Below are 26,956 nucleotides of genomic sequence, written 5' to 3'. Positions count from 1 at the left end.
CCGCCGAACCGGCGCTGAGTTCCATCTTTGCTGCGAGCAAGCGAAGATTGTCCGCCGGCTGAACACCAGGACTTGCTTCAACACAACCACACAACGCGTGGTCGGTTGCTGCCGTGCCGGAACCGTGGCGAAAAGGCTGCGAGAGAATGCCGGGAGCTACGCGCTCTCGAGCGTCGGCGCGACCTCGCGTGCGACCTGCACTAGGGCTGCGATCAACGGCGTCATCGGATCGCGCTGCGGGATCACGAGGCCAATGCTGTAGTCCACGACCGGATCGACGATCGGAATGCTGCGCACGGCATCCGCAAGGCCGAGCGTCTCGGCGAGCTTGGCCGGCATCACGCTGGCCCAGCGGCCGGTCTTCACGTGGGTGTAGAGCACGAGCAGTGAGTTCGACGTCAGCGTCGGCGTCGCCTCCGCGCCGACCGAGGTCAGCGCGCGATCGATGATGCGGCGGTTCTGCATGTCGGGCGTGAGCAGACAGAGCGGCACGGTGCCGACTTCCTTCCACGTCACCTGCTTGCGGTCGCCGAACATCGCATCCGGCGCCGTCAGCAAGCGATAGCTCTCGTTATAGAGCGGGATGGTGCGGACCTTGCCGATCGGCTCGTTCTCGATATAGGTCAGCCCGGCATCGACCTCGAGATTCTCGAGCAGACCGAGCACATCGGCCGACGTGCACGACTGGATGCGGAACCGCACGTCGGGATGGCGCGCCCGGAACGGCGTGGTCAGCGAGGCCACCATGCCGAGCGCGGTCGGGATCGCCGCGATCCGGATCTCGCCCGACAGCTTGTCCTTGAGGCTGTTGATCTCCTGCTTCATCGCGCGCGCATCGCCGACGATGCGCCGCGCCCAGTCCAGCGTGCGCTCCCCTTCGGGCGTGAAGCCCTGGAAGCGGGATCCGCGCTGCACCAGCATGACGCCGAGGATTTCCTCGAGCTGCTTGAGACTGGTCGACATCGTCGGCTGGGTGACGCCGCACGCCTCCGCAGCCCGGCCAAAGTGCCGTTCCTTGGCCAGCGCCAGCAGAAGTTCCAGCTTGTCGATCAAGGTTCAAATCCCTTCGGAAAACGGCGCCCCAAGCGGCAGCCCAACACGTCCATAGGTAGCACGATCGGGGTGCGATCCCGAAATCCAAAGCGCCCCGGAAGTGCGTGATTCCAGAACATTATTACGATCCCGCATCGATCCATTCGGCGACGCTATTAATCGCGTTTCGCAATCGCCGCATGAGACAGCTTTATTGATGTTTCGAAGGATTCCAACTCTCATGTGCGAAGCAAAAAACTGATCGTGAGAAGCGCTGATGACGGTGGGATACGAACCTTGGGACAAGGCGCGCGGCGCTGAAATCATCGCCGAGCACGCCGGGCTCGAAGGCGCCACGCTGGTGATCCTGCACGCGCTGCAGGAAGCCTTCGGCTACGTGCCCGAGCCGGCGATCCCGATGGTCGCGGAGGCGCTCAACCTGTCGCGCGCCGAGGTGCACGGCGTCTTCACCTTCTACCATGATTTCCGGAAGCAACCTGCGGGCCGCCACGTCCTCAAGCTGTGCCGCGCCGAGGCCTGCCAGGCCGCCGGCGGCGATGCGCTGGCGGCGCGCGCGGAAGCCAAGCTCGGCGTTGCCCTCGGCAATGCCACGGCGGATGACCGCGTGACGCTGGAGCCGATCTACTGCCTCGGGCTGTGCGCCACCGCGCCCTCGGCGATGCTGGATGGCCGCGTGGTCGGCCGGCTCGATGAAGCGCGGATCGACGCGCTGGTCGCGGAGGCACAGCGATGACAATGCGGATCTTCATTCCTCGCGATGCCGGCGCGGTTGCCGTCGGCGCCGACGACGTCGCCCTCGCGTTCGAGCAGGCCGCAGCAGCGCGCGGCATGCCGATCGAGATCGTCAGGACCGGTTCGCGCGGGCTGTACTGGCTGGAGCCGCTGGTCGAACTGGCGACCGCCCAGGGCCGCGTCGCGTTCGGCCCGACGACGCCGGCGGACGTTCCATCCTTGCTCGACGCGATGGCCGGCAACGGTCAGCATGCGCTGCGGCTTGGTGTCACGGATGAGATTCCCTGGCTGAAGCGCCAGACCCGGCTGACCTTCGCCCGCTGCGGCGTGATCGATCCGCGCTCGGTCGACGACTACCGCGCCCATGGCGGCTACAAGGGCCTGGAGCGGGCGCTGACGCTGACCTCCGACCAGATCCTCGCCGACGTCACCACGTCCGGTCTGCGCGGCCGCGGCGGCGCCGGCTTCCCCACCGGCATCAAGTGGAAGACCGTGGCGCAGGCCAGCGCCGACCGCAAATACATCGTCTGCAACGCCGACGAAGGCGACAGCGGCACCTTCGCCGACCGCATGATCATGGAAGGCGACCCCTTCGTCGTGATCGAAGGCATGACGATCGCAGGTATCACGGTAGGCGCCACCAAGGGCTACATCTACATCCGCTCGGAATATCCGCACGCGGTCGAAGCGATGAATGCGGCGATCGTGGCCGCCCGCCGCGCCGGCTTGCTCGGCAAGCGCATCGGCGGCTCCGCCCATGAGTTCGATCTCGAGGTGCGCGTCGGCGCCGGCGCCTATGTCTGCGGCGAAGAGACCTCGTTGCTGGAAAGCCTCGAGGGCCGCCGCGGCATCGTGCGGGCCAAGCCGCCGCTGCCGGCGCATAAGGGCCTGTTCGGCCGCCCGAGTGTGATCAACAACGTGCTGTCGTTCGCGGCGATTCCCTTCATCCTCGACAACGGCGCCAAGGCCTACGCCGATTTCGGCATGGGCCGCTCGCGCGGAACGATGCCGATCCAGCTCGCCGGCAACATCAAATATGGCGGGCTGTTCGAGACCGCCTTCGGCGTCACGCTCGGCGAACTCGTCGACGAGATCGGCGGCGGCACCTTCACCGGGCGCGAGGTGCGCGCGGTTCAAGTCGGCGGCCCGCTCGGGGCCTACTTCCCGCGCGCGCTGTTCGACACGCCGTTCGACTATGAAGCGTTCGCTGCGCGCGACGGCCTGATCGGCCATGGCGGGATCGTGGTGTTCGACGACAGCGTCGACATGGCGAAGCAGGCCCGCTTTGCGATGGAATTCTGCGCCGTCGAATCCTGCGGCAAGTGCACGCCGTGCCGTATCGGCTCGACCCGCGGCGTCGAGACCATCAACAAGATCATCAATGGCGAGCGCGTCGCGGAAAACCTCGCTGTTGTCGAAGACCTCTGCAACACCATGAAATTCGGCTCGCTGTGCGCACTCGGCGGCTTCACGCCCTACCCCGTGATGAGCGCACTGAAACACTTCCGGGAAGATTTCGGCGGAGATCTAGGTCCCGCACCGGCCCGGTTGCAGGCCGCGGAATAGCAAGGAAATCACGATGTCGCTGATCCAGGAAACCGATTTCGGCACGCCCAAATCCAAATCCGAGACGATGGTCACGCTGACCATCGACGGCAATCAGATCACGGTGCCCGAGGGCACCTCGATCATGCGCGCGGCGATGGAAGCCGGCACCCAGATTCCAAAGCTCTGCGCGACCGACATGGTCGACGCCTTCGGCTCCTGCCGGCTCTGCCTCGTCGAGATCGAGGGCCGCGCCGGCACGCCGGCCTCCTGCACGACGCCGGTCATGCCCGGCCTCGTCGTGCACACCCAGAGCGAGCGGCTGAAGAAGCTGCGCAAGGGCGTGATGGAGCTCTACATCTCCGACCACCCGCTGGACTGCCTGACCTGCGCCGCGAACGGCGACTGCGAATTGCAGGACATGGCGGGCGCGGTCGGCCTGCGCGACGTGCGCTACGGCTATGAAGGTGAGAACCACGTCTTCGCCAAATCGCACGGCTGCGAAAACGACAACTGGATGCCGAAGGACGAGTCCAATCCGTACTTCACCTACGATCCCTCGAAGTGCATCGTCTGCTCGCGCTGCGTCCGCGCCTGCGAGGAAGTGCAAGGCACCTTCGCGCTGACGATCTCCGGCCGCGGCTTCGACAGCCGCGTCTCGCCCGGCATGAACGAGAGCTTCCTCGGCTCCGAATGCGTGTCCTGCGGCGCCTGCGTGCAGGCCTGCCCGACCGCGACGCTGACCGAGAAATCCGTGATCGAGATCGGCCAGCCCGAACACTCGGTCATCACCACCTGTGCCTATTGCGGCGTCGGCTGCGCCTTCAAGGCCGAGATGCGCGGCGAGGAAGTGGTACGCATGGTGCCGTGGAAGGACGGCAAGGCCAATCGCGGCCATTCCTGCGTCAAGGGCCGCTTCGCCTGGGGTTACACCACCCACAAGGAGCGCATCCTGAAGCCGATGATCCGCGAGCGGATCGAGGATCCCTGGCAGGAAGTGTCGTGGGACGATGCGCTGAATTTCGCCGCCGCGAAGTTCAAGGGCATCCAGCAGAAATACGGCCGCGACGCGGTCGGCGGCATCACCTCGTCACGCTGCACCAATGAAGAAACCTATCTGGTGCAGAAGCTGATCCGCGCTGGCTTCGGCAACAACAATGTCGACACCTGCGCCCGCGTCTGCCATTCGCCGACCGGCTACGGCCTGTCGCAAACCTTCGGGACTTCGGCCGGCACGCAGGATTTCGACTCGGTGGAGGACACCGACGTCGTGCTGATCATCGGCGCCAATCCGGCTTCCGCCCATCCGGTGTTCGCCTCGCGGCTGAAGAAGCGGCTGCGCCAGGGCGCCAGGCTGATCGTGATCGATCCGCGCCGCACCGAGATGGTGGAATCGCCGCACGTGAAGGCGCTGCATCTGCCGCTGATGCCCGGCACCAACGTCGCCGTGCTCACCGCGCTCGCCCATGTCATCGTCACCGAAGGGCTCGTCGATGAGGCCTTCGTGCGCGAGCGCTGCGACTGGAGCGAGTTCCAGGACTGGGCGGCTTTCGTCGCCGATTCCAAGCACAGCCCGGAAGCCACCGCGATCATGACCGGCGTCGATCCGAAGGTGCTGCGCGAGGCGGCCCGAATCTATGCCACCGGCGGCAACGGCGCCATCTATTACGGGCTCGGCGTCACCGAGCACAGCCAGGGCTCGACCACGGTGATCGCGATCGCCAACCTCGCGATGGCGACCGGCAACATCGGCCGGCCCGGCGTCGGCGTGAATCCGCTGCGCGGCCAGAACAACGTGCAGGGCTCCTGCGACATGGGCTCGTTCCCGCACGAGCTGCCGGGCTACCGCCACATCGCCGGCGATGCGGTGCGCGAGCAGTTCGAGGCGATGTGGAACGTCAAGCTCAACAACGAGCCGGGCCTGCGCATCCCGAACATGTTCGACGCCGCCATCGAAGGCAGCTTCATGGGCCTCTACGTGCAGGGCGAGGACATCCTGCAGTCCGACCCCAACACCAAGCATGTGGTGGCGGCGCTGTCGGCGATGGAATGCGTCATCGTCCACGATCTCTTCCTGAACGAGACCGCGAACTACGCCCATGTCTTCCTGCCCGGCTCGACCTTCCTCGAGAAGGACGGCACCTTCACCAATGCCGAACGCCGCATCCAGCGCGTCCGCAAGGTGATGACGCCGCTCAACGGCTACGCCGACTGGGAAGTGACGATCATGCTCGGCAAGGCGATGGGCTTCGAGATGAACTACACCCATCCATCCGAGATCATGGACGAGATCGCCGCGCTGACGCCGACCTTCGCGGGCGTCTCCTATGCCAGGCTCGACGAGCTCGGCTCGGTGCAGTGGCCCTGCAACGAAAAGGCGCCGGAAGGCACCCCGGTGATGCATATCGGCGGCTTCGTGCGCGGCAAGGGCAAGTTCATCCTCACCGAATACATCGCGACCGACGAACGCACCGGCCCGCGCTACCCGCTGCTGCTCACCACCGGCCGCATCCTCAGCCAGTACAATGTCGGCGCACAGACCCGCCGCACCGAGAACGTGGTGTGGCACGCCGAGGACCGGCTGGAGATCCATCCGCACGACGCCGAGCAGCGCGGCGTGCGCGACGGCGACTGGGTGCGGCTGGCGAGCCGCGCCGGCGAGACCACGCTGCGCGCCGAGATCACCGACCGCGTGGCGCCGGGCGTTGTCTACACCACGTTCCACCACCCTGACACCCAGGCCAACGTCATCACGACCGACTTCTCCGACTGGGCCACCAACTGTCCCGAGTACAAGGTCACCGCCGTGCAGATCTCGCCGTCGAACGGTCCGTCCGACTGGCAGAAGGCCTATGACGAGCAGGCACGGCACTCCCGCCGCATTGCGCCGGTGGTGGAAGCCGCGGAGTAACGATGCGCGAGCCCGTCCACCAATCAAGGCGGAAAGTCTGGCGTGACGGCGTCTTCAGCGACGGCGCGCGCCTGATCCCGGAGGAGACGCCGCTCGCGCTGACCTATAATGGCGGCACCTACGCCGTGATGATGGGCTCGCCCGAGGACCTCGGCGACTTCGCCGTGGGCTTCAGCCTGAGCGAAGGCATCGTGCAAGCGGCCGACGAGATCGAGACCCTCGACATCGTCGAGCTCGATGACGGCATCGAGCTTCGGATGTGGCTCAGGCCCGACAGGGCCGAGCGGATCGCCGAGCGACGGCGCAACATCGCCGGACCGACCGGCTGCGGCCTGTGCGGGCTCGATTCCATCAGCGAGGCGGTCCGGCCGGCCGCGGTGGTACGCGCGGGCCGCGCCTTCTCGCCGCGCGAGATCATGGCGGCGATGGCGGCGGTGGCGCCGCTGCAGGAGATCAACCACCAGACCCGCGCCGTGCACGCCGCGGCGTTCTGGACGGGCGCGCGCGGCGTCGTGGCGCTGCGCGAGGATGTCGGCCGCCACAATGCGCTCGACAAGCTCGCCGGCGCGCTGGCCCGCGACAAGGTCATGGCCGGCGAAGGCATGGTGCTGCTCACCAGCCGCGTTTCGGTCGAAATGGTGCAGAAGACCGCCGCGATCGGCGCGCCGCTGATCGCTGCGGTGTCGGCGCCGACCGCGCTTGCGGTGCGGATGGCGGATGCCGCCGGCATCACGCTCGCCGCGATCGCTCGCGCCGATGGATTTGAAATCTTTACGCATCCGGAACGCGTCACAGGCGCGATGGCCGGCAAGGAGCCCGCTTATGTCGTCGTCGCCTGACAAACTGGTCTATATGGCGAACCAGATCGGAAAATTCTTCCAGAGCCAGGGGCGCGAGCGTGCCGTGCAGGGCATTTCCGAGCACATCTGGAAGTTCTGGGATCCGCGGATGCGCAAGCAGATCTTCGCCCATCTCGACGCCGGCGGCACCGGCCTCGATCCCGACGTCCGCGATGCCTTGCAGAAGCTGAAGCAGCAGGCGTAGGCAGCCGCGCCCTGCTCTATCACCGTCACCCTGAGGAGCCGCATAGCGGCGTCTCGAAGGGTCGACGGCCCGACTGTGGCCGTGCATCCTTCGAGACGCGCTACGCGCTCCTCAGGATGACGGGATTGAGATCGTAGCTTCCCCTACCCCACGATCGCGTTGAAGACGCGGCGCACCTCGCTCTGGGTCTCGCGCAGGCGGGCCTCCAGTGCGGAGAAATCCGGCGTGTCCCCGGCCCGCGCCATCACGCGCAGTAGGTCTTCGCCCGCGCTCTCCGGATTGAACTTGCCGGTGACGCAGAGCCGCAGGATCTGCGTCAGGTCATGATAGAGCCGCGCCGCGGAGCGCAGGATCTCGGCCTCGGACTGGCCGAGCAGGCCGAGCTTGGCGGCATTGTCGAGCACCTGCAGCGTCGAGACACTGAGGATTTCCGGCTTCGCCGCGGCATGCGCGAGCTGGAGATATTGCGCGATGAAATCGATGTCGACGAGCCCGCCGGCGGCGAGCTTGAGATCCCAGACGTCGTCCTCGCCCTTCTCCAGCGCGATCGCGCGCCGCATGTCGGCGACGTCGGCCGCGGTCGACGCCGCATCGCGCGGCCGGGTCAGCACGCTGCGGATGATCGTCTCGATCTTCTCGCGGAATTCCGGCGACGACGAGATCACGCGGGCGCGCGTCAGCGCCATGTGCTCCCAGGTCCAGGCCTCGCGCTCCTGGTAGTCGGAGAATGAATCGATCCGCGAGGCGACCGGGCCGGCGCGCCCCGACGGGCGCAGCCGCATGTCGACCTCATAGAGCACGCCGTAATTGGTCCGGGTCGTGAAGGCGCTGATCAGGCGCTGGGTGAAGCGGGCAAAATACTGCGCGCCATGCAGCGAGCGCTCGCCGTCGGAGTCCGGCGCCTCGCTATCGAAATCGTACAGCAGGATCAAATCGAGGTCGGAGGACGCCGTCATCTCGCGGCTGCCGAGCCGGCCCATCGCGATGATCGCGGTCTCCTGCCCCTTGATCCGGCCATATTGCGCGGCGAACTGGTCGGTGACGAGGCCGTGCACGGTGTGGACGATCCCCTCGGCCACATCGGCAAAGGCGGTGCTGGCGTGCTGCGCCGATACCGTGCCGGACAGGATCCGCGTGCCGATCAGGAACAGGCTCTCCTGGCCGAACAATCTCAGACGATCGAGAAAATCCTCGTAGGACGAGGCATCCTGCAGCGTGGCGGCGAGCCGCTCCGACAGTTCCTTCTTGTCCGGCATCGCGCCGAAGAAGCGCGGATCAACCAGGCCGTCCATGATCTGCGGCTGCCGCGCCAGCATGTCGCCGAGCCGCGGTGCCGCGCCGAGGATCAGCGCCACCAGCGCGACGAAATCGCGGTTCTGGCTGAGCAGCGAGATCAGCCGCCCGCCCCGCTGCAGCGCGCCGAGGAAACGGTCAAACGCCGCCACCGCATCGTCAGGCTCCTCGGCATGCGCGAGGCCGTCGATCAGGCCGGGAATGAATTCCAGGAACGCGGCGCGCGTCGCCTCGACGCGCAGCGCGCGATAGTCGCCCTCGATCCATTGCTGCACGGTGCCGGCAACCGCAATGGGCTTCTTGAAGCCGAGATTGGCGAGATGTTCGATGAGGCGGGCGTCCTCAGGTCCGGCGCCGTAGTCGATATCCGGCAGCTTTGCGGTGCCGGTCGGATCGTCGCCCTCGAACAGCTTGCCATAGTGGTTCTGCACGATCTTGAGCTGGCCGAGCAGGTCTCTGGCGAAGGCCTCGCGATTTTCGTAGCCGAAGAAATGCGCAAAGCGCTCGACATCCTCAGGCGCTTCGGGCAGCGAATGGGTCTGCTCGTCGGCGATCATCTGCAGCCGGTGCTCGACCCGGCGCAGGAATTCATAGGCCGTCGTCAATTCGTCGCGCGCTTCAAAGGTGATCCAGTTGCTGTTGGCGAGCACGTTGAGCGCCTCCAGCGTCGGCCGCACCCGCAACTCCGGATGGCGGCCGCCAGCGATCAGCTGCTGGGTCTGGGCGAAGAACTCGATCTCGCGGATGCCGCCGCGGCCGACCTTGACGTTATGGCCCTCGACCGAGATCTCGCTCTGGCCGCGATAGGTCTGCATCTGCCGCTTCATGTCGTGGACATCGGCAAGCGCGGCAAAATCCAGATGCTTGCGCCAGACAAAGGGCGCGAGCTCGGCGATCAGCGCCTCGCCGGCCTTGGGATCGCCGGCGCAGGGCCGCGCCTTGATCATCGCAGCACGCTCCCAGGTGCGTCCCTCGCGTTCGTAATAATGCAACGCCGCGTCGGTCGAGATCGCGACCTGGGTCGAGGCCGGGTCCGGACGCAGCCTGAGATCGACCCGGAACACATAGCCGTCGCCCGAGCGCTGCTGCAGCATCCGCGCCATCGCCTGGGTGACGCGCACGAAGAACGGCTGCGGCTCAATGTCCTCGGCGAGCGAGGTGGCCGCGCGATCGAAGAACACGATCAGGTCGATGTCGCTGGAATAGTTCAGCTCGCCGGCCCCCATCTTGCCCATCGCGAGCACGATCAGGCCCGAACCTGCTTCGGGGTGATCGGGATCGGCCGCGGTCATCCGGCCGCGGGCCACTTCCTGCCGGAACAGATATCGCAGCGCCGATTGCACCGAATTCACCGCGATGTCGGTCAGCGCCGCCGTCACCCGCATCACCGGCCAGACGCCGCCGATGTCGCACAGCGCGATCATCAGCGCGGCCTCCGCCTTCATGCGGCGAAGCAGAACCATCACGTCGGCCTCGCTGCCGGCGGCGAGCACCTCGCGCGACGTCGTCTCGATCAGGTTGGCCAGATGCGACTCCGGGTCGCATGACAGGATCCGGATCAGCCGCGCGGCGTCGGCACGCGCGAGCTCGAACAGGTAGGGCGAGAACTCGGCGATGCCGCGCAGGATGTCGCGTGCGAACGGATGTTCAAGCAGCGCATTGAGCGCGGCCAATTGCGCCGGCTCGAGCTCGGCGAACCAGTCGGTCAGGCGCTGATCGGCGGATGTGGGCGCGGCGACACGCGGTCCGTCCGCGAACCGCGCGGCCAGACCATGTCGATCCGCGTTTCCCGGCGCGGCGGCATTCATGCCGCCTTCTGTGGCACATCCTGCGTTTGAGCCGCAAGCCTGTCACTGCCGCCCGCCCGCGCGGGCAGCACCAGGGTGGCGACCAGCCCCGGATGGGCATCGCCGAGCCTGAGCTCGCCGCCATGAAGCGTGGCGACCGCCGAGGCCAAGCTGAGGCCGAGACCGGAACCGGGTAAGGTCCGGCTCGCCTCGAGCCGGACGAAGCGCTCGACCGCGTGCTTGCGGTCGGCCTCGGGAATGCCCGGACCGTGGTCGGTGACGCTGAGCAGGACCTGGTCGCCCTCGCGCCGCGCCTCGATCAGGATCTCCCGCGCATCCGCATTGAGCGGCTGCACGCTGACGTCGGGCTTGCCGTATTTGATGGCATTCTCGACCAGGTTGGCGACGGCCTGGCTGATCAATTCGCGGTTGCCGTGAATCGGCGCCGGTACGGTCTTCACCTGCAGCGTCATGCCGTCGTCCTCGGCCAGCGGCTCGTACAGTTCGTGGATGCCGTTGGCGACATCGGCACCGTCGAAATCGTCCATGTTGCCGCGCGCCTGGCCGGACTCGGCACGCGCAATCATCAACAGGGCGTTGAAGGTGCGGATCAGCCCGTCGGATTCCTCGATGGTCCGCTCCAGCGCCGCGCGATAGTCGGCCTCGCAGCCCGACCGCGCCAGCGCCTCCTCGGCGCGGTTGCGCAGCCGTGTCAGCGGCGTCTTGAGGTCATGGGCGATGTTGTCGGAGACCTCCTTCAGCCCCGTCATCAGCGCCTCGATGCGCTCGAGCATGGCATTGAGATTTTCCGCCAGGCGATCGAGCTCGTCGCCGCTGCGGCCGACCGGGAGCCGGCCGGACAGATCGCCCGCCATGATGCGCTTGGTGGTTCCGGTCATGGCGTCGATCCGGTGCAGCACGCGGCGGGCGACGAAGATACCGCCGCCGATGCCGAGCACGACGACGACGAGGATCGACCATTGCGCGGCCTTGGCGACGATGCCGAACAGCCGCCGCCGTTCCTCGAGGTCGCGCCCGACCAGCAGGCGGAAGCCGTTGTCCATCTGGGTGACCCGCACCAGCGCGCGGTGATCGGTCTTGTCCTGGTCGTCGAGCCGGCGATAGGCGGTCTCGGTCCAGCCCTGCGTGCTCATCACGCCCGGCGCCAGCGCGCCGACATTGCCGGCAAGCATCTGCCCGTTCGGCGCCGTCACCAGATAGAGGTTGGCGCCAGGCCGCAGCGCACGATTGCCCATGGTGCCCAGCAGGCCGCGCAGGCCGCGGCGGTTGTAGATATCGGTGATCTCGCTGATCTCGACATTGACCGTCGTCGTGATCTGCTCGGTGATCAGCCGCCGCGTGTTCCATGCGAAGTAAGCCAGCAGCGAGGCGGCGAACAGCGCGAACAGGAACAGGTAGACCAGCGTCAGCCGAAACGCCGTGGTCCGGATCAGTTTACCGAATGCCGTCACGGATCATATACCCCGCGCCGCGGATGGTATGCAGCAGCGGCCGCTCAAAACCCTTGTCGATCTTGGAGCGCAGCCGCGAGATGTGAACGTCGATGACGTTGGTCTGCGGATCGAAATGATAATCCCAGACATTCTCGAGCAGCATGGTGCGCGTCACCACCTGCCCGGCATGCTTCATGAGATATTCGAGCAGGCGGAACTCGCGCGGCTGCAAGGTAAGCTCGTCCTTGCCGCGGGCGACGCGATGGGACAGCCGATCGAGCTCGAGGTCGCCGACCCGGTAGGTCGTCTCCTCGGCCGGGCCGACATTGCGCCGCGACAGCACCTCGACGCGCGCGAGCAGCTCGGCGAAGGAATAGGGTTTCGGCAGGTAGTCGTCGCCGCCGGCGCGCAGGCCCTTGATGCGGTCATCGACCTGGCCGAGCGCCGAGAGGATGAGTACCGGCGTCCGGTTGCCCTTGTCGCGCAGGCTGCCGATCAGCGACAGGCCGTCACGCTTCGGCAGCATGCGATCCACAACCAGCACGTCGTAGTCGCCGGACTCGGCCATCGACAGCCCTTCCTCGCCATCGGAGGCGAGATCGGCGATATAGCCGACTTCGCGGAATGCCTTGACCAGATAGTCGGCTGACTCACGGTCGTCTTCGATGATCAGGATGCGCATTTGCGGAGCGATTGCGGTCACGGGAATTGGCCCTCTGTCAGCATGACGCGGCCGGCCTGCACATGCAAGACGACCGCGCATATTCTCGATTGCTTGAAAAAAGTGGGCGGTGAAGCTGGGGGACCTCACCGCCCTGAGACCTTCCGACAGAGGGGGGCATATTCCATCGAAAGGCAACGTAGGGAGCGAGCAAGGGGCCCGCCCCCCGGAAAGCGCCGTCGGCGGGGGCGACTGATGCCGGCGACGCCTTCCAACTCATAGATAGTTATCCCTTCGCCAGCGGCACTGCCACAAAGCGCGACGAACCGCCGCTCTTCACGCGCATGAGAACGCTGTTCTTGCTGTCATTGCGCGCCGCGGTGATCGCGTCCCGCACTTCACCGGCGGTGCCGACGGACTTGCCGGCGACCTCGAGGATCACGTCGCCTTCCTTGAAGCCCCGCTCAGCGGCGGCACTCTTGGGATCGACTTCGGTCACGACCACGCCATCCTTGCCGGCGCCGGCCACGCTGTTGGCGGGCGCGACGGTGAGGCCGAGCTTCGGCACGTCGGTGCCGCGGGACGAATTGCCCTTGTCGCTCTTGTCGGTGTCAGCCTTGGCTTCCAGGTTGTTCGGCAGCTGGCCGAGCGTGAGGTTGACGGTCTTGTCCTGACCCTTGTGCAGCACGTTCAGCTTCACGGCGTTACCGGGCGCGAGGCCACCGATGGTGCGGGCGAGCTCGCGCGCATCCTTCACCGGCTCGCCGTTGACGGCGGTGATGACGTCACCGGACTCGATGCCGGCCTTGGCCGCGGGGCCGTTGGCCTGCGGTTCGGCAACCAGCGCGCCTTCGGCCTTCTTCATGCCGAGGCTGTCAGCGATGTCGGAGGTCACCGGCTGGATCTGGACGCCGATCCAGCCACGGCTGACCGCGCCCTTGTCCTTCAGCTGGGCGACGACGCTCTTGACGGTCTGGGCCGGGATCGAGAACGCGATGCCGACGCTGCCGCCGGACGGCGAGTAGATCGCCGTGTTGACGCCCATCACCTCACCGGACACGTCGAACGCCGGGCCACCCGAATTGCCCTTATTCACGGGCGCATCGATCTGGATGAAATCGTCATACGGGCCGTTGCCGATGTCGCGGCCGGAGGCCGAGACGATGCCGGCGGTCACGGTGCCGCCGAGGCCGAACGGATTGCCGACCGCCAGCACCCAGTCGCCGATGCGCGGCTTGGTTTCGGAAAGCTTGGCAAACTGGAAGTTGGAGCCGCCCTCGACCTTGATCAGCGCGAGGTCGGTGCGCGGATCGGTGCCGATCACCTTGGCGGAATAGGTCTTGCCGTCGTCGGTGGTGACTTCGACCTTGTCGGCGCCGTCGACGACGTGATTGTTGGTCACGGCAAAGCCGTCAGCCGAGATGAAGAAGCCGGAACCCTGGCCCGTCACCACGCCACCGCCGCGCGGTCCACCGCGCAGGCCCGGGGGCAAGCCATCCGGACCGCCGAAGCGGCGGAAGAAGCGCTCCATCGGCGAACCCGGCTGGAACGGCGAATCGTCATTGTTGTTGCTGTCATCCTTCGCGACCTTCTCGCGAATGTTGACCTTGACCGAGATCACCGACGGCTTCACGCGCTCGACGATGTCGGCAAACCCGACCGGCTGCTGAACCTTCTTGACCTCGTTATTGACCTGCGCATGCGCGGGCGTCGTGAACAGGTCGGCGGGGTTGTGCGAGGGGCTGAAGCCGTAGGTGGCGGCACCGAGGCCGGCCACGACCGACGCCATCAGCGCGAGTTTGCGGGCAGAGAACAGCGAGCGCTTCGGCGCCTTGTAGGACGGAAGGGTCGAGAGGTCGGGACGGTCGGTCATGTCTTGAAATCTCCAGGGCCAGAATCATTGGTGCCGGGGGCGAGCACCTGATGGGTCTGAACATGGGGTCATCAGCCTTACGGCGCGCTGGCTGCGGAATTAAACTTTTGTAATCGAGGCGGCCGCCGCTGCGGCAGAATAGCGCAGGTAAATAAAGGACTTAAAAGGGAACTAAAGCGGCTTGTTCGGCGCGGATTCCGCCGCCAGCAGCCGTTCCAAGCGCGCCTGCTCGTCGGACGTCAGTCCGGCGGCGGAATCGCCCCCGCCCGCGGCCGGATTTGCCTTGCGCCGGCCGAGGCGCCAGAGCGCAAAGCCGCCCAGCAGCAACGCCAGCGGCGGGGTCAGCCACAGCAGCAGCGTGTGCTCGTTGAGGCGCGGCTTCAGCAGCACGAATTCGCCGTAGCGCGCCACCAGGAAATCGATCACCTGGCCGTCGCTGTCGCCGGCCGAGATGCGTTCACGCACCAAAAGACGGAGATCGCGCGCCAGCGGCGCCTCCGAATCGTCGATCGACTGGTTCTGGCAGACCATGCAGCGCAGCTCTTTGGAGAGCTCGCGCGCCCTCGCCTCCTTGGCCGGATCCGCCATGACCTCGTCGGGCAGCACCGCCCGGGCGGGCATCGCCCCGAGCATCAGGGCCGTCGCAAGCACGGCGGCTGCAAGCGCGCGCGACCGCATCACTCGGCCGCCTGCAATGCGCGCGCCGCTTTCGCCGGCTTCGGCGCACCGACCCGCAAGCGGCGGTCGGACAGCGACAGCATGCCGCCGAACGCCATCAGCACCGGTCCCCACCAGATCATCAGCACCAGCGGCTTGTGATAGATCCGCACCGCGATCGCGCCGTCGGCCGAGGTATCGCCGAGCGAGATGTAGAGCTGGCTTGCGCCGCGCGTCATCAGCGCGGCCTCGGTCGTCGAGGCGCCGCGCGTCGTGAAGTTGCGCTTCGACGGCGTCATCACGCTGACCTTCTCGCCGTCACGCGTCACGGTGAATTGCGCGACCATCTCGCGGAAATTCGGACCCTGCCGCGGGTTCAGGCCGTCGAGCCGCAACTGGTAGCCGGCGACGCGAGCGACGTCGTCCGGCTTCATCGCGCCGATATATTCGCTGTTCCAGGTGGTCTCGCAGACGATCCCGATCAGCGCGACGCCGAGACCGGCATGCGCAAACGCAGTCCCCCAGGTCGCGCGCGGCAAGCCGCGCGCGCGGCGCAGCGAGAGCGACAACGGAATCCGGAACAGCGCGATGCGCTCGGCGAGATCGCACACCGCGCCCATGATCACGAACACCGCCAGCCCGATCGCGAGCGGCGCCAAGGTCGCGCCGCCATAGGTCCACGCCAACACCAGCGCCATCGCAACCAGCGCGACGATGCCGGCCACCATCAGCCGCTGCGCTGCGCCGAGCAGATCGCCGCGCTTCCAGGCCAGCAGCGGCCCGAACGGCACCGCGAGCAACAACGGCACGAACAGCGGCGCGAAGGTGAAATTGAAGAACGGCGCGCCGACCGAGATCTTTTCACCGGTGAGCACCTCGAGCGCCAGCGGATACAGCGTGCCGATGAACACGGTCGCGCAGGCGGTGGTGAGCAGCAGATTGTTGAGCACCAGCGCGCCTTCGCGCGAGATCGGTGCGAACAGCCCGCCCTGCTTCAGCGCCGGCGCGCGCCAGGCGTATAGCGACAGGCTGCCGCCGATGAAGACGAACAGGATCAGCAGGATGAACACGCCGCGTGTCGGATCGGTCGCGAAGGCATGGACCGAGGTCAGCACGCCGGAGCGCACCAGGAAGGTGCCGAGCAGCGACAGCGAGAAGGTCAGGATCGACAGCAGGACGGTCCAGACCTTCAGCGCATTGCGCTTCTCCATCACCAGCGCCGAATGCAACAGCGCGGTGCCGGCAAGCCAGGGCATCAGCGAGGCGTTCTCGACCGGATCCCAGAACCACCAGCCGCCCCAGCCGAGCTCGTAATAGGCCCAGTAGGAGCCCATGGCGATGCCGAGCGTCAGGAAGATCCACGCCATCAGCGTCCACGGCCGCACCCAGCGCGCCCAGGCGGCGTCGATCCGTCCCTCGAGCAGCGCCGCCACCGCGAACGAGAACGAGATCGAGAAGCCGACATAACCGAGATAGAGCATCGGCGGATGCACCGCGAGGCCGATATCCTGCAGCACCGGATTGAGGTCGCGTCCCTCCAGCGGCGGATTGGCGATGCGCAGGAACGGGTTCGAAGTGATCAGGATGAACAGATAGAACGCGCTGGCGACCCAGGCCTGCACCGCCAGCACATGCGCACGCAGCGACAGCGGCAGATTGTTGCCGAAGGCAGCGACGAGGCCGCCGAACAGCGCCAGGATCGACACCCACAGCAGCATCGATCCTTCATGGTTTCCCCACACGCCGGTGATCTTGTAGAGCAGCGGCTTCAGCGAATGCGAATTCTCGTAGACATTGGCGACCGAGAAATCCGAGGTGACGTGCAGCGTCACCAGCGCCGCGAACGACGCCGCAACGAACAGCAATTGGGCGAGCGCGGTCGAGCGCGCGACGTTCATCAGCGCCGCATCGCGCCAGCGCGCGCCGACGATCGGCACGATGGACTGGATCAACGCGAGCCCAAGCGCGAGCACCAGGGCGTAATGTCCACTTTCGGCAATCACCGCACGGCTCCCTGGGTCGGCGCCGCGGAGGCACTCGGCGTATTGCCTGATTTGGCACCGTAATCGTCCTTCCAGTGGCCCTGCTTCTTCAAGGCGTCGGCGACGTCCTTCGGCATGTAGGTCTCGTCATGCTTGGCGAGCACGGTGTCGGCGCGGAACACGCCGCTGGCGTCGAGCGCGCCTTCGGCAACCACGCCCTGCCCCTCGCGGAACAGATCCGGCAGGATGCCCTTGTAGGCGACCGGCAGCGTCGCGCCGCCGTCGCCGACGGTGAAGGTTACGGCGAGATTGTCGCCGCGCTTGAGCGAGCCCTGCTCCACCAGGCCGCCGAGCCGGAAACGCTTGCCCGGACCGAGATGCTTTTCGGCGACCATCGACGGCGTCGAGAAGAACACGATGGAATCGCGCAGCGCGTTCAGCACCAGGCCCGCGGCGATCGCGAGCACGACGAGCGCGCAGCCGATCAGTGTCAAACGCCGTTGCTTCCTGGTCATCGTCCATCCTTGCGCATGACATCCTCCGAAAACCGCCGCGCACTTTTCGACGTCATAAGTTATCCATCCAGCCCGAGATTCTTCAGCCCCTCATTGAGCTGACGCAACCGGTCCGCATCGTTGGCGACCGCCTGACGGGCATCCGCGAGCGCGCTCATCGCCTTGTCGCGCTCGCCCATCACGAGATAGGCGCGGACCAGCCGCAGCCAGCCCTCGACGTCGTCGCCATTGGTCTTCAGCCGCGTCGCCAGCCGATCGACCATGCCTTTGATCATGGTGCCCCGATCGGCCTCGCTCATGTCCTTGGCCGCGGCCACCGCGCCATCGGGCAGCGCCGGCGCGCTCACGCCGGGCGAGCTAACGCCGCCGGGCGAGCTAGCGCCGCCAACCCGCACGAGCGCGGCCTGCACCAGCGGCCGCCACGGCGCGTCCGCCGGCGCCTTCGCCAGCATCTTCTGCCAGAGCGCCGCGGCATCGGCCTTGCGGCCGTCCTGCTCGGCGGCGAGACCGAGGAAATAGTTCGCCTTGGCATCGTCGCCATTCAGCGCGACCGCGCGCTCGAATTCCGCCTTGGCGTCCGCGGTGACGACGCCGCCGGCGGTCCCCATCAGCGCCTCGCCGAGATCAGCGCGGCGATCGGCGCTGTCGCCGGCATAGGTGATGGCGTTGCGATAGGCGCGGACGGCTTCATCGTAGCGGCCGAGGCGCGACAGCACCGGCGCCAGCACCGTCCAGCCGCGGCCGTCGGTCGGGTTCTTCTCCAGATGCGCCTCGACCTGTGCGACCAGGTTGGCGAGCGGCTGGTTGGCATCGGCCACCCGGCCGCGCTCGGCGAGCGGAAAGTCGCCAAGCCGCGGCGAGCCGAGCGCGAGATAGAAGCTCGAGGCAATCACCGGCAATCCGACCAGGCCGACGATCGCGGCAGTGCGCCGCAGATTGAGGTTGCCTTGCACCGGGGTCTCACGTCCGCCCTGATCGGCGGCGGCCAGCAGCCGGCGGCTGATCTCGACCCGTGCGGCATCGGCCTCGGCGGCACCGATGATGCCGGCGGCCATGTCGCGGTCGATTTCGGCGAGCTGGTCGCGGTAGACCACGACCTCGCTGCCGCCGGTATCCGCGCGCCCGCGGCGGCTGAGCGGCCACAGCACGGCAAAGATCGCCGCGACCGTCATCAGCGCGAACACAAACCACAGCGTCATCAAGCGGTTCCCGGATGGAACGGCGACTTCCGGCAAGCCGCCTTAGAATCGCTTTACACTACCGGCAGCGAGCCCGGCAATTGACAATTGCTGGATCGGCGGAAGGTCGAAATCAGGCGGTTTCCGGTGCCGTTCCGGCGGTATTGCAAGAACGTTTCCGGGCAAAGGCGCGCGCGACCAAAATATCGAAAACAACCCCATGCAAAGGAGCGGGCTTCCAACAGCGCTCGATTGACGGTTGACACGTCGGGCAAATCAGTGCCACACTTCCATTATTCCGAAATTGCGCAATGCTGATGGTCCCGCCTTGGCGGGCTCGTCGGCTTGTCGTCGAACATGCTCGCGAATTGCGCGATCTCGCTACCCCGCGCGCGACGACTTGCGCTCGCCGGTCACGGCGTTTTCGGCGGCCCGGTTCATCAGCGAGGCATAGTCGTGGCCGAACAATACCTCGCAGAAGCGGATCGCGGCCTTGACCTGCTGCTGCCGGAACGCCCGGACCCGGGCGTCGCCGCCGCGCAGCGACTGCACCAGTCCTTCGGTCGACTGCTCGACATAGTGTTGCAGGTCGGAGAAGGTCCGCAGCGTCACCTCGTTGATGGCGAGCTCGCTGGCATAGGTGCGGCACACCGCGACGAAATCGATCAGGGCGGCGGCGTCCTCGACCTCGGACATGTCGATCTTGGCGCCGGCCGTAATGTCCTTTTCGGCGCGCTGGCGCAGGATGCGGCGGACCCGGCCCGGTACGCTGTCGATCTCCGATTGCAGCGCGTTGGAAGTATCGGCGCGCACCGAGGTGAGCTGGCGGCCCCAGGTGGAATCATTGCGCAGATCAAGCTCGGTGCGCAGGCCGCGGACGCCATCATGCAGGGTCTTGAGCTGCTCGCCGACATAATCGAAATGCCCGCGCCTGATGTCGGTGCGCAGGCAGGCCGCGACGAACGACAAATCATGCAGCGCGATGGTGACGGCGATGCCATACGGCGTTGCCGCGACGCGGAGCTCGTCGTCGGAGGCCGCCATCTTGATGGCGAGACGGATGATCTGCCATGGCGCGGCGAGCCGCTGCGCGATCAATGACAGCGCGAACGGCAATAGCTGCGGCGTCTGCAGCGACGGCAGCTTGAGCGCCTCCATCGCGGAGGCGATCTGGGAATCGGCAAACACCCGGATCTGGCTCGGCAGCCGGCTGCCGAGGGTTTCCAGCGCTTCGCGGGCCTGCAGCACGAGGCCGATCGGCAGCAGGTCCTCGACCACGTTTGGCGGGCCGACGCGCGACAGCGCGCGCTGGCGGTCGTCCTGGCTTGGCGCCGCGATCTTGAGGATGGCGTCCGCGGCGGCAAGCTGGAACTTGCGCGCGGCGGTCTCCATCGGACCGCTCTCCGTGGCTGCGGCGAGCGCCGCCTCGAACGCGCGAGCCGCTTCGGGCGCGCCCTCGCGGGCCAGCCATTGCCAGATCGGCAGCAGCGAGGCGCGTCGGATCTGGCCCGCTCGCGTCGGGAAATTGGTCTCGGCGAGGAACGGCTCGAGCGGCCGGAACAGAAGCCGTGCCGGGTCGTCGCTGCGCGGCTGGATCTGCTCGTCCTCCTCGGCCCCACGCACGATCTTGCGCAGCTGCTCGAGGACCAGATTGGCGACGGCGACGTCATCGCCGCGTTCGACGGCGCGCTCCAGCTCCCGCATCAGCAGCGCCTGCGATTGCGGCGGAAGCTGCGCGAGATAATCCCTCAGCCGCTCGGTCGATTTCTGGCTCATGCCCGGTCGTGAAAGCTTGGTGCCCGGCAAGCGCCGCAGCCCGTCCGCCCGCAATGATAGCGGCGGGCGTGTTAAGAAGCCGTTTAGGAAGAATAGCGGCGTCGATCCTCCCAAGGCAGACTAGAGCGAGATGGGTTTAGGTCGGATGGCGACCGCGACGGCGGTGCGCTCCCTCGCCCCGTTCTTACGGGGAGAGGGCTGGGGTGAGGGGCCGTCTCCGCGTATCGGGTGATAGCTGCGTTTACGGAGACTCCCCCTCACCCGGAACGCATCTAACGATGCGTTCCGACCTCTCCCCGCGCGCGGGGCGAGGTGAAGCGGAATCCGCCGCTCGATTCAGAGTAAAGTCATCTTGTGCTACACCGCCGGCAACACGAGCTCGGCACGCAGGCCGCCGATCGGCGCGTTGTTCAGGGTGAGATTGCCGCCGTAGAGGCCGGCGAGATCGGTCACGATCGACAGGCCGAGACCGGAGCCTGGTTTTGACTCGTCGAGCCGCTGGCCGCGCCGCGACACCTGGGCACGCTCGGCTTCCGACAGGCCGCGCCCGTCGTCGTCGACCACAATGCGCAGCCTCGGCCCGGCGCCCGAGGCCTCGGGCGGGACCACGGTCACCTCGACGAATACCTGCGAAGCCGCCCATTTGCAGGCGTTGTCGACGAGATTGCCGACCATCTCCTCCAGATCCTGCCGCTCGCCGCGAAACCGTGCCGCCGGATCGGCCTTCGCCTCGATCGAGAGGTCGCGATCGCGATGGATCTTCTCCATGGTCCGGCGCAGCGCCTCGATCACAGGTGCGACGTCGGTGATGGTGCTGACGATGGTGGCACGGGCGGCGATCCGCGCGCGCTCGAGATGGTGCGCGACCTGGTCCCGCATCAGATCGGCCTGCTCCAGCACCTTGCTGGCGAAAGGATCGGCGGTATGCGCGGCCGCCTCGTTCACGATCACCGAGAGCGGCGTCTTGATCGCATGGGCGAGATTGCCGACATGGGTGCGCGAGCGCTCGACGATCTCCCGGTTGGCATCGATCAGCGCATTGGTCTCGCGCGCCAGCGGTGCGATCTCGACCGGAAATCGGCCCTCCAGCCGCTCGGCGCGGCCGGAGCGGATGTCGGCGATCGCATCCGAAATGCGCTTGAGCGGCGCGAGGCCGTAGCGCACCTGGAAGACCGTGGTCAGCAGCAGCACGACGCCGAGCGCGGCGAAGGTGCCGCCGAGATAATAGTCGAAGCTGCGCGTCTCATCGAAGATCTCGGTGGCATCGCCGGCGACGCTGACCAGGAACTTGCCGTCGGCGCCGAGATCGACCGGCCGCTCCACCACGCGCAGGCTCTGGCCTTCGGGCCCGTCGACATAGCCGAGCCGGACCCCGGCGGCGGTCAGCTCGGCGCCGTGCTCCTCGAGCTTGGGCAGCTTCTTGTCCCACAGCGAGCGCGAGGCGCGGGTCTCGCCCTTTTCGGTATCGGTCCGGGTGATCTGCCAGTACCAGCCCGACAATGGCAGGTCGAACAGCGGCTCGCCGAGCGACTGGAACTGGCGGTCCGCCGGCTCGTCCGGCGTCGCCACCTCGGCGATCAGGGTGCGCAGATAGAGATTGAGCCGGCGGTCGAAGGCGCGCTCGGTCGCGTCGCGATAGACCGACGACAGGATGACGCCCGTGATCGCCAGGATCACCACCACCCAGGCGGTCGCCGAGACGAACAGGCGTGTCGCGAGCGAGCTGCCGCCCATCAGGGCACGAGCTCGAACATCGCGTCAGCGGGCCGCGACAAGGCGAGTTGAGACATGGCGAATCCAGTCCTCCTGGCGCGGATCATGCCAATGCCCGCATCGCGATCAAGCACCTTAAGAGCATGATCCGATTGAATAGGACATGCTCTTATCCCGTTGTTTGGTCCGCGCTTTCTTCACGCGAACGAACCGGCATCCATTTCGCTCGAAAATGGTTTAGGTCGGCGGCGACAGCATGTAGCCGAGGCCGCGAACGGTCTGGATGATATCGACTTCCAGCTTCTTGCGAATGCGCCCGACGAACACCTCGATCGTGTTGGAGTCGCGGTCGAAGTCCTGGTCGTAGAGATGCTCGACCAGTTCGGTGCGCGAGACCACCCGCCCGGTGTGGTGCATCAGATAGTCGAGCAGATTGTACTCGTGCGAGGTCAGCTTGATCGGATTGCCGTTGACGGTGACCCGCTTGGTGCGGGTATTCAGCGCCACCGGCCCGCAGTTCAGTTCGACCTGGGCATGCCCGGTCGCGCGGCGCAGCAGCGCGCGGATCCGCGCCAGCACTTCCTCGAGGTGGAACGGCTTGGCGACATAGTCGTCGGCGCCGGCGTCGAAGCCCTGAACCTTGTCGCTCCAGCGATCGCGTGCGGTGAGGATCAGCACCGGCATCACCCGCTTGTTCCGCCGCCAGGCCTCGAGCACCGAGATACCGTCCATTTTCGGCAGGCCGATATCCAGCACCACCGCGTCGTACGGCTCGCTATCACCAAGGAAATGCCCCTCCTCGCCGTCGAACGCGCGATCGACCACATAGCCGGCGTCCGTCAGCGCGGTGGTGAGCTGGCGGTTCAGATCCGGATCATCCTCAACGACGAGCAGACGCACTTTGGCCTCCGAGAGTGAGCATTACGACATTCCGGCACCAAATGAGGCTTCCGGCCGTGAACGGCTTATGAATGGACCCGCAAGGCGCCGCTAATTTTTTCGTCAGGTGCACCATCCCGGGAACCCGCGCAAGCACCCCTGGTTCCCTCCATGAGATGCGCGCGAAGTGAGATTGGGTTTCAGTCCAAGGTATTTTAATACCCTAAACTTGAAAGCGATTGTTGCTGGCAACCTTCCGGCGGACCGGAGCGCGGACAACATGTCGGGTCATTTGCAGTCGACCGGCAAGTTAACCTTCGACGACCATTTTCATGTCGCTGACACCGGCGATGCGCTAATTCAACCGCGGTGCGCCCAGCGCATATGGACCGGGAAGAACGCGTTGCTTGTTTCAAAGATACGGAGGTTCGGCGTGATTGCAGGCTGGCTTGCGCTTGCGTTCATCGCCTTCGTGACACTGTCCCCGATCCAGGACCGTCCCTCGCTATTCCATCCGCAGATCGAGCATTTCGCTGCTTTCGCCGTGATGGCGCTGGCCTTCGTGCTGGGCTACCCGCGGCGCACCGCGCTGATCGTGCTCCTTGTCATCTTCAGCGCGTTCACGCTCGAAGCGATGCAATTCCTGACACCGGACCGTCACGGCCGCCTGATCGACGCGATCGTCAAGGTGGCGGGAGGTCTGGTCGGCATCGGCGTCGGTCGCTTCATGCTGCTCGTGCTGCGCAACCAGCTCGGCCGGCTGAGGTCGAGCGTGGAGCAGTCCGCGAACTGAGCGGCCGGCGCATTGCGCTCAATCGCGCTTCTTCGCTTCCGCCGACTTCATGTCGTCTTGCGCCATGCATTGCTGAAAGAAATGCAGCCGATCGCCATTCATCGGCACGGCCCCCGGTCGCTTGTAGGGGTAGACCATGTAGGCCGCGCGCAGGCAGCGCTTTGCGGTCTCGGCAGCGGGTGCGGCGACGGCGGCACGCGATGCCAGCAGGAGCGCCAGCACGACACTGAACCGGACGGACACCCCGCTCACGGTTTCTCGCATTCCGAGTAGAACACGCCATTTGCGGCCGCCAGCCGCTGCAGGCAATGCCGCTTGTCGGTGACCGCGCCCTCGACCGTGAAATCGTAGGCCTGCGCCTTCAGGATCAACGCGTAGCGTCCCGGCGGCAGCGGCACGTCGTCGCGCGGCAGGACCTCGAACATTTGCGGATCGTCCTTGAGCGGCGCCGCGCGGAACGGGATCGAGATGTTGCGGATCACCCAGCTGTCGTCGCCCGGCGAGACCACCGGCTTGCCGGTCGCGTCGAACGTGGTCTGCTGGCTCACATGCGCGATCAGACGCACATCGATCGGATCGGAGGCGCCGCCGGCACCCTCGCGCCGGAACACGATGACGCGGAGATGTCCGTCCGGCAGCGTGGTCTCGCTCGGCCTGGTGATCGCCGCCGAGATCGCCACCCGCGGATCCGGCGCACGCCCCTGGATCAGCTGCAGCTCGTAGAGCTTGCCGTCGCTCTCGGCGTAGACGCCATAGGCGGTCGGCAATGGCCGTCTTGGTGCCGGCGGCTCGGCCGCAACGGCCGGCGCCGGCACGGCCGCGACCACCGCCGGCCTTTGGGTTTCAGGCGGCGCCGATGCCAGCGTGCCGGCAATCATCGCGCGGGCCGCGGCCAATGACACGCCGCGTTGCTGCAGCAGGACAACGGCCGCGATCAACCCGAAGAACGCCAGCATGACAACGTAACGCAGCGGCGCCGACGACGACCATCGCGGACCGCGCGCCACCGCGGCAGGCTCGACGCGATCGAGCGTCGTGACAAAGGCCGGCTCGGCATCGATCCGGGGCGGTGCCTCGATCCGCCGCGCAGCGCCCGCCGCCTCGAGGAATGCGGGCAGCGCCCGCGCTGGCGGCACCTCGAATTTCTCGATCACATTGCTCTTGGTGTGCGCTTCGACGCCTTCGATCGCCACTTCCAGCGCCTGCATCAGACGCTGCTTTTCCGCCGGATCCTCGTGCGCGAGCTGCTGCAGCTTCTGCCGCGCGAGCTCGTAGACCGCGCTGCGCAGCAGCTGCGGGTCGGCGCTCACGGAATCGATGGTTCGTGCCAGCACCAGCGCGAACTCCACCTCGGGGTGCGCAGGACCGATGTCCCTGACCGTTCTCTGGGCCGGCGTCGGCGTCATAAATGTTAGTCTGGTTTGCCCATAATGTTACAACATTCTATGTGGATTTTACTGTTAACACAAACCACCAGGCCGGCAGATGACGCCCCGGTTTGACCGTCCCGATCCGAGCAGTAGCAGGATTCATTTGACCCGTTCTCTGCCCATCCTGGACCAGTGGTTGTTCGCGCCCAAGCGGGACCGCCGATCCTGGCCGGACGTCCTGCTCCTCGCGGGATGGGTCGCGGTGGTCGGCTTCCAGATCGGCCGTCACGCGATGTGGCGCGATGAGGTCCGGGCGCTCACCATTGCCCTGAACGGCGACGATCCGGTCGCCATGCTGAGAGGGTTGCATGGCGAGGGCCACCCTGCCCTTTGGTACGTTCTGCTGCGCGGCGCGCACGCCGTATTCGATCGGGTCGAGGTGCTGCCCGCCGTCACCTTCGTGGTCGGGCTCATCACGGTCGCACTGCTGATCTTCCGGTCACCATTCCCACGACCGTTGGTCCTGCTGCTGATCACGGGCCATGCGCTGTTGTTTGAATATGTCGTGATGGCCAGGAACTACGGCATCTCAGCCCTGTTCCTGTTCGCGATCGCGGCCTGCTATCGGGCCCACCGCGATCGCGGTTTGCTGCTCGGCGCGCTGCTGTTCCTGCTCGCCAACACCAACGTCGTCGGCGCGATCATGGCCGGCGCATTCCTGCTGTTCTGGCTGCTCGACCTGCTCGAGACGGATGGCTGGCGCTGGTCGCCGCAACTCACCAATTTCGCGATCAATGCAACGATCGCGACGATTGGCGTCGTGATCTGCGCGGTGACGATGCTGCCGACCTATAATGACGCCGCGGCCCGGGACTGGTCGCACGAGTCACCGCTGGCGGCGGCAATCCTTGCGCTGGTGAACCCCGGCGCGACGTCGCTGGGCGCGCTGTTTGCCAATCTGCTGCCGGGGATCGCGGGATCGGCGCTGCTGTTCGGCGCGACGCTCGGGCTCTTGCCGCGGCGACCGGCCTTCCTCGCCGCCATCGCCGCCCTGTTGCTGACGTCGTTGTTCTTCGCCGTCGCCGCCAACGGTGCCTACCGACATGCCGCGGTCTGGCTGAGCTTCCTGATCGCGCTTTACTGGATCGGCTGGAGCCGGGTCACCGCGCCATCCGGCTCTCGCGCATGGCTCGACCGGCGATTGCCGGCGATCGGACGCGTGTCGCTCCTGCTGGTGCTCGCGATCCAGACCGCCGCCGGCATCAACGATTTGCGCAACGCGGTGACCGGCGTGGTCGCGAGCCGCAGCGCCGATCTCGGCCGCCTGATCGCCTCGCGCGCCGATCTCACCAATGCAGTGATCCTCGCCGAGCCGGAATATCTGGTCGAGGCGTTGCCCTACTACGTCAAGAACCGGATCTATCTCGCGCGCGACCATAAATTCGGCAGCGTCGTGATCTTCTCGCGCAAGGGCAAGATGGACAGCGATCTCGGCGAGACCCTGCGCCTTGGCCGCGAGCTTCGCGACACGACCCGTGCGCCCGTCATCATCCTGCTGGCCTACCGGCTCGACGAGATCACGCCCGACCGGAACTACGACGAAGGCAAGGACTGGCGGACGTTCCGTGCCTCAGCGGCGCAGATCCGCGATTTCCGCGAAGCGACCACGATGCTCCGCCGCTTCGGCCCCGCCAAGACCGACGAGAGTTTCGACGTCTACCTCCTCAACTAGGCGATCGA

21 protein-coding genes are annotated in these 26,956 nt (G+C 66.5%); 7 read left to right on the top strand and 14 right to left on the bottom strand.

The window, feature by feature from the left end:
- Nucleotides 1-156 precede the first annotated feature (156 nt).
- Nucleotides 157-1,053, bottom strand: a complete 897-nt coding sequence (locus ACVIHF_RS08275; protein ID WP_018270739.1) for a LysR family transcriptional regulator — start codon at nt 1,051-1,053, stop codon at nt 157-159.
- A 256-nt stretch (nt 1,054-1,309) separates the two neighbouring features.
- On the opposite strand from ACVIHF_RS08275, the gene ACVIHF_RS08270 reads away from it, so the two are divergent.
- The 5 genes from ACVIHF_RS08270 to ACVIHF_RS08250 are packed head-to-tail and all read left to right on the top strand — an operon-like array spanning nt 1,310 to nt 7,285.
- Nucleotides 1,310-1,786 (top strand): formate dehydrogenase subunit gamma, encoded by a 477-nt coding sequence (locus ACVIHF_RS08270; RefSeq protein WP_456791892.1) that lies wholly within the window; start codon nt 1,310-1,312, stop codon nt 1,784-1,786.
- Complete coding sequence (locus tag ACVIHF_RS08265) at nt 1,783-3,351, top strand: formate dehydrogenase beta subunit (RefSeq protein ID WP_253609473.1); 1,569 nt, start codon at nt 1,783-1,785, stop codon at nt 3,349-3,351. The genes ACVIHF_RS08270 and ACVIHF_RS08265 overlap by 4 nt, the downstream gene beginning before the upstream one ends.
- 13 nt (nt 3,352-3,364) lie before the next feature.
- The gene (gene fdhF / locus ACVIHF_RS08260; protein ID WP_253609474.1) at nt 3,365-6,241 is read left to right on the top strand and encodes a formate dehydrogenase subunit alpha; all 2,877 of its coding nucleotides are present in this window, start codon (nt 3,365-3,367) and stop codon (nt 6,239-6,241) included.
- A 2-nt stretch (nt 6,242-6,243) separates the two neighbouring features.
- On the top strand, nt 6,244-7,080 hold the full coding sequence (gene fdhD / locus ACVIHF_RS08255) for a formate dehydrogenase accessory sulfurtransferase FdhD (protein ID WP_253609475.1): 837 nt from the start codon (nt 6,244-6,246) through the stop codon (nt 7,078-7,080).
- Complete coding sequence (locus ACVIHF_RS08250; protein WP_076833312.1) at nt 7,064-7,285, top strand: formate dehydrogenase subunit delta; 222 nt, start codon at nt 7,064-7,066, stop codon at nt 7,283-7,285. The genes fdhD and ACVIHF_RS08250 overlap by 17 nt, the downstream gene beginning before the upstream one ends.
- A gap of 143 nt (nt 7,286-7,428) precedes the next feature.
- On the opposite strand, the gene ACVIHF_RS08245 is transcribed toward ACVIHF_RS08250, so the two are convergent.
- From ACVIHF_RS08245 to ACVIHF_RS08195, 11 genes are all read right to left on the bottom strand, one after another.
- On the bottom strand, nt 7,429-10,386 hold the full coding sequence (locus ACVIHF_RS08245; RefSeq protein WP_253609476.1) for a bifunctional [glutamine synthetase] adenylyltransferase/[glutamine synthetase]-adenylyl-L-tyrosine phosphorylase: 2,958 nt from the start codon (nt 10,384-10,386) through the stop codon (nt 7,429-7,431).
- Nucleotides 10,383-11,837, bottom strand: coding sequence for a sensor histidine kinase (locus ACVIHF_RS08240; protein ID WP_253609477.1), 1,455 nt, complete (start codon nt 11,835-11,837; stop codon nt 10,383-10,385). The genes ACVIHF_RS08245 and ACVIHF_RS08240 overlap by 4 nt, the downstream gene beginning before the upstream one ends.
- A complete protein-coding gene (locus ACVIHF_RS08235; protein ID WP_028331552.1) occupies nt 11,821-12,501 on the bottom strand; it encodes a response regulator transcription factor in 681 nt (226 codons plus the stop codon). The genes ACVIHF_RS08240 and ACVIHF_RS08235 overlap by 17 nt, the downstream gene beginning before the upstream one ends.
- Nucleotides 12,502-12,766: 265 nt before the next feature.
- On the bottom strand, nt 12,767-14,353 hold the full coding sequence (locus ACVIHF_RS08230) for a Do family serine endopeptidase (protein ID WP_057020253.1): 1,587 nt from the start codon (nt 14,351-14,353) through the stop codon (nt 12,767-12,769).
- A 171-nt stretch (nt 14,354-14,524) separates the two neighbouring features.
- The gene (locus ACVIHF_RS08225; protein ID WP_253609478.1) at nt 14,525-15,031 is read right to left on the bottom strand and encodes a cytochrome c-type biogenesis protein; all 507 of its coding nucleotides are present in this window, start codon (nt 15,029-15,031) and stop codon (nt 14,525-14,527) included.
- On the bottom strand, nt 15,031-17,013 hold the full coding sequence (locus ACVIHF_RS08220; RefSeq protein ID WP_253609479.1) for a heme lyase CcmF/NrfE family subunit: 1,983 nt from the start codon (nt 17,011-17,013) through the stop codon (nt 15,031-15,033). The genes ACVIHF_RS08225 and ACVIHF_RS08220 overlap by 1 nt, the downstream gene beginning before the upstream one ends.
- Nucleotides 17,010-17,507: a cytochrome c maturation protein CcmE gene (gene ccmE, locus ACVIHF_RS08215; protein ID WP_253609480.1), complete on the bottom strand. Its 498-nt coding sequence runs from the start codon at nt 17,505-17,507 to the stop codon at nt 17,010-17,012. Before ccmE ends, ACVIHF_RS08220 begins: the two co-directional genes overlap by 4 nt.
- A 59-nt stretch (nt 17,508-17,566) precedes the next feature.
- The gene (gene ccmI / locus ACVIHF_RS08210) at nt 17,567-18,706 is read right to left on the bottom strand and encodes a c-type cytochrome biogenesis protein CcmI (protein ID WP_253609481.1); all 1,140 of its coding nucleotides are present in this window, start codon (nt 18,704-18,706) and stop codon (nt 17,567-17,569) included.
- Between the two features lie 360 nt (nt 18,707-19,066).
- A complete protein-coding gene (locus ACVIHF_RS08205; protein WP_253609482.1) occupies nt 19,067-20,461 on the bottom strand; it encodes a hypothetical protein in 1,395 nt (464 codons plus the stop codon).
- A 357-nt stretch (nt 20,462-20,818) separates the two neighbouring features.
- Nucleotides 20,819-22,195: a sensor histidine kinase gene (locus tag ACVIHF_RS08200; RefSeq protein ID WP_253609483.1), complete on the bottom strand. Its 1,377-nt coding sequence runs from the start codon at nt 22,193-22,195 to the stop codon at nt 20,819-20,821.
- A gap of 216 nt (nt 22,196-22,411) precedes the next feature.
- A complete protein-coding gene (locus ACVIHF_RS08195) occupies nt 22,412-23,074 on the bottom strand; it encodes a response regulator transcription factor (RefSeq protein ID WP_016841655.1) in 663 nt (220 codons plus the stop codon).
- Between the two features lie 172 nt (nt 23,075-23,246).
- On the opposite strand from ACVIHF_RS08195, the gene ACVIHF_RS08190 reads away from it, so the two are divergent.
- Nucleotides 23,247-23,846, top strand: a complete 600-nt coding sequence (locus ACVIHF_RS08190; protein WP_253609484.1) for a VanZ family protein — start codon at nt 23,247-23,249, stop codon at nt 23,844-23,846.
- Nucleotides 23,847-23,864: 18 nt separating this feature from the next.
- Here the strand turns inward: ACVIHF_RS08190 and ACVIHF_RS08185 are convergent, their stop codons facing one another.
- Nucleotides 23,865-24,098, bottom strand: a complete 234-nt coding sequence (locus tag ACVIHF_RS08185) for a hypothetical protein (protein ID WP_253609485.1) — start codon at nt 24,096-24,098, stop codon at nt 23,865-23,867.
- Nucleotides 24,095-25,252 carry a hypothetical protein gene (locus tag ACVIHF_RS08180; RefSeq protein ID WP_253609486.1) on the bottom strand — a complete coding sequence of 386 codons (1,158 nt, stop codon included), beginning with the start codon at nt 25,250-25,252 and terminating at the stop codon, nt 24,095-24,097. Before ACVIHF_RS08180 ends, ACVIHF_RS08185 begins: the two co-directional genes overlap by 4 nt.
- Nucleotides 25,253-25,412: 160 nt before the next feature.
- Between ACVIHF_RS08180 and ACVIHF_RS08175 the strand changes: the two genes are divergently transcribed.
- Nucleotides 25,413-26,948, top strand: coding sequence for a hypothetical protein (locus ACVIHF_RS08175; protein ID WP_456791891.1), 1,536 nt, complete (start codon nt 25,413-25,415; stop codon nt 26,946-26,948).
- Nucleotides 26,949-26,956 lie beyond the last annotated feature (8 nt).

The organism is Bradyrhizobium sp. USDA 4506 (assembly GCF_054058795.1).
The sequence above is the reverse complement of the archived record's forward strand: the minus strand, read 5'-3'. Positions and strand labels throughout refer to the sequence as shown.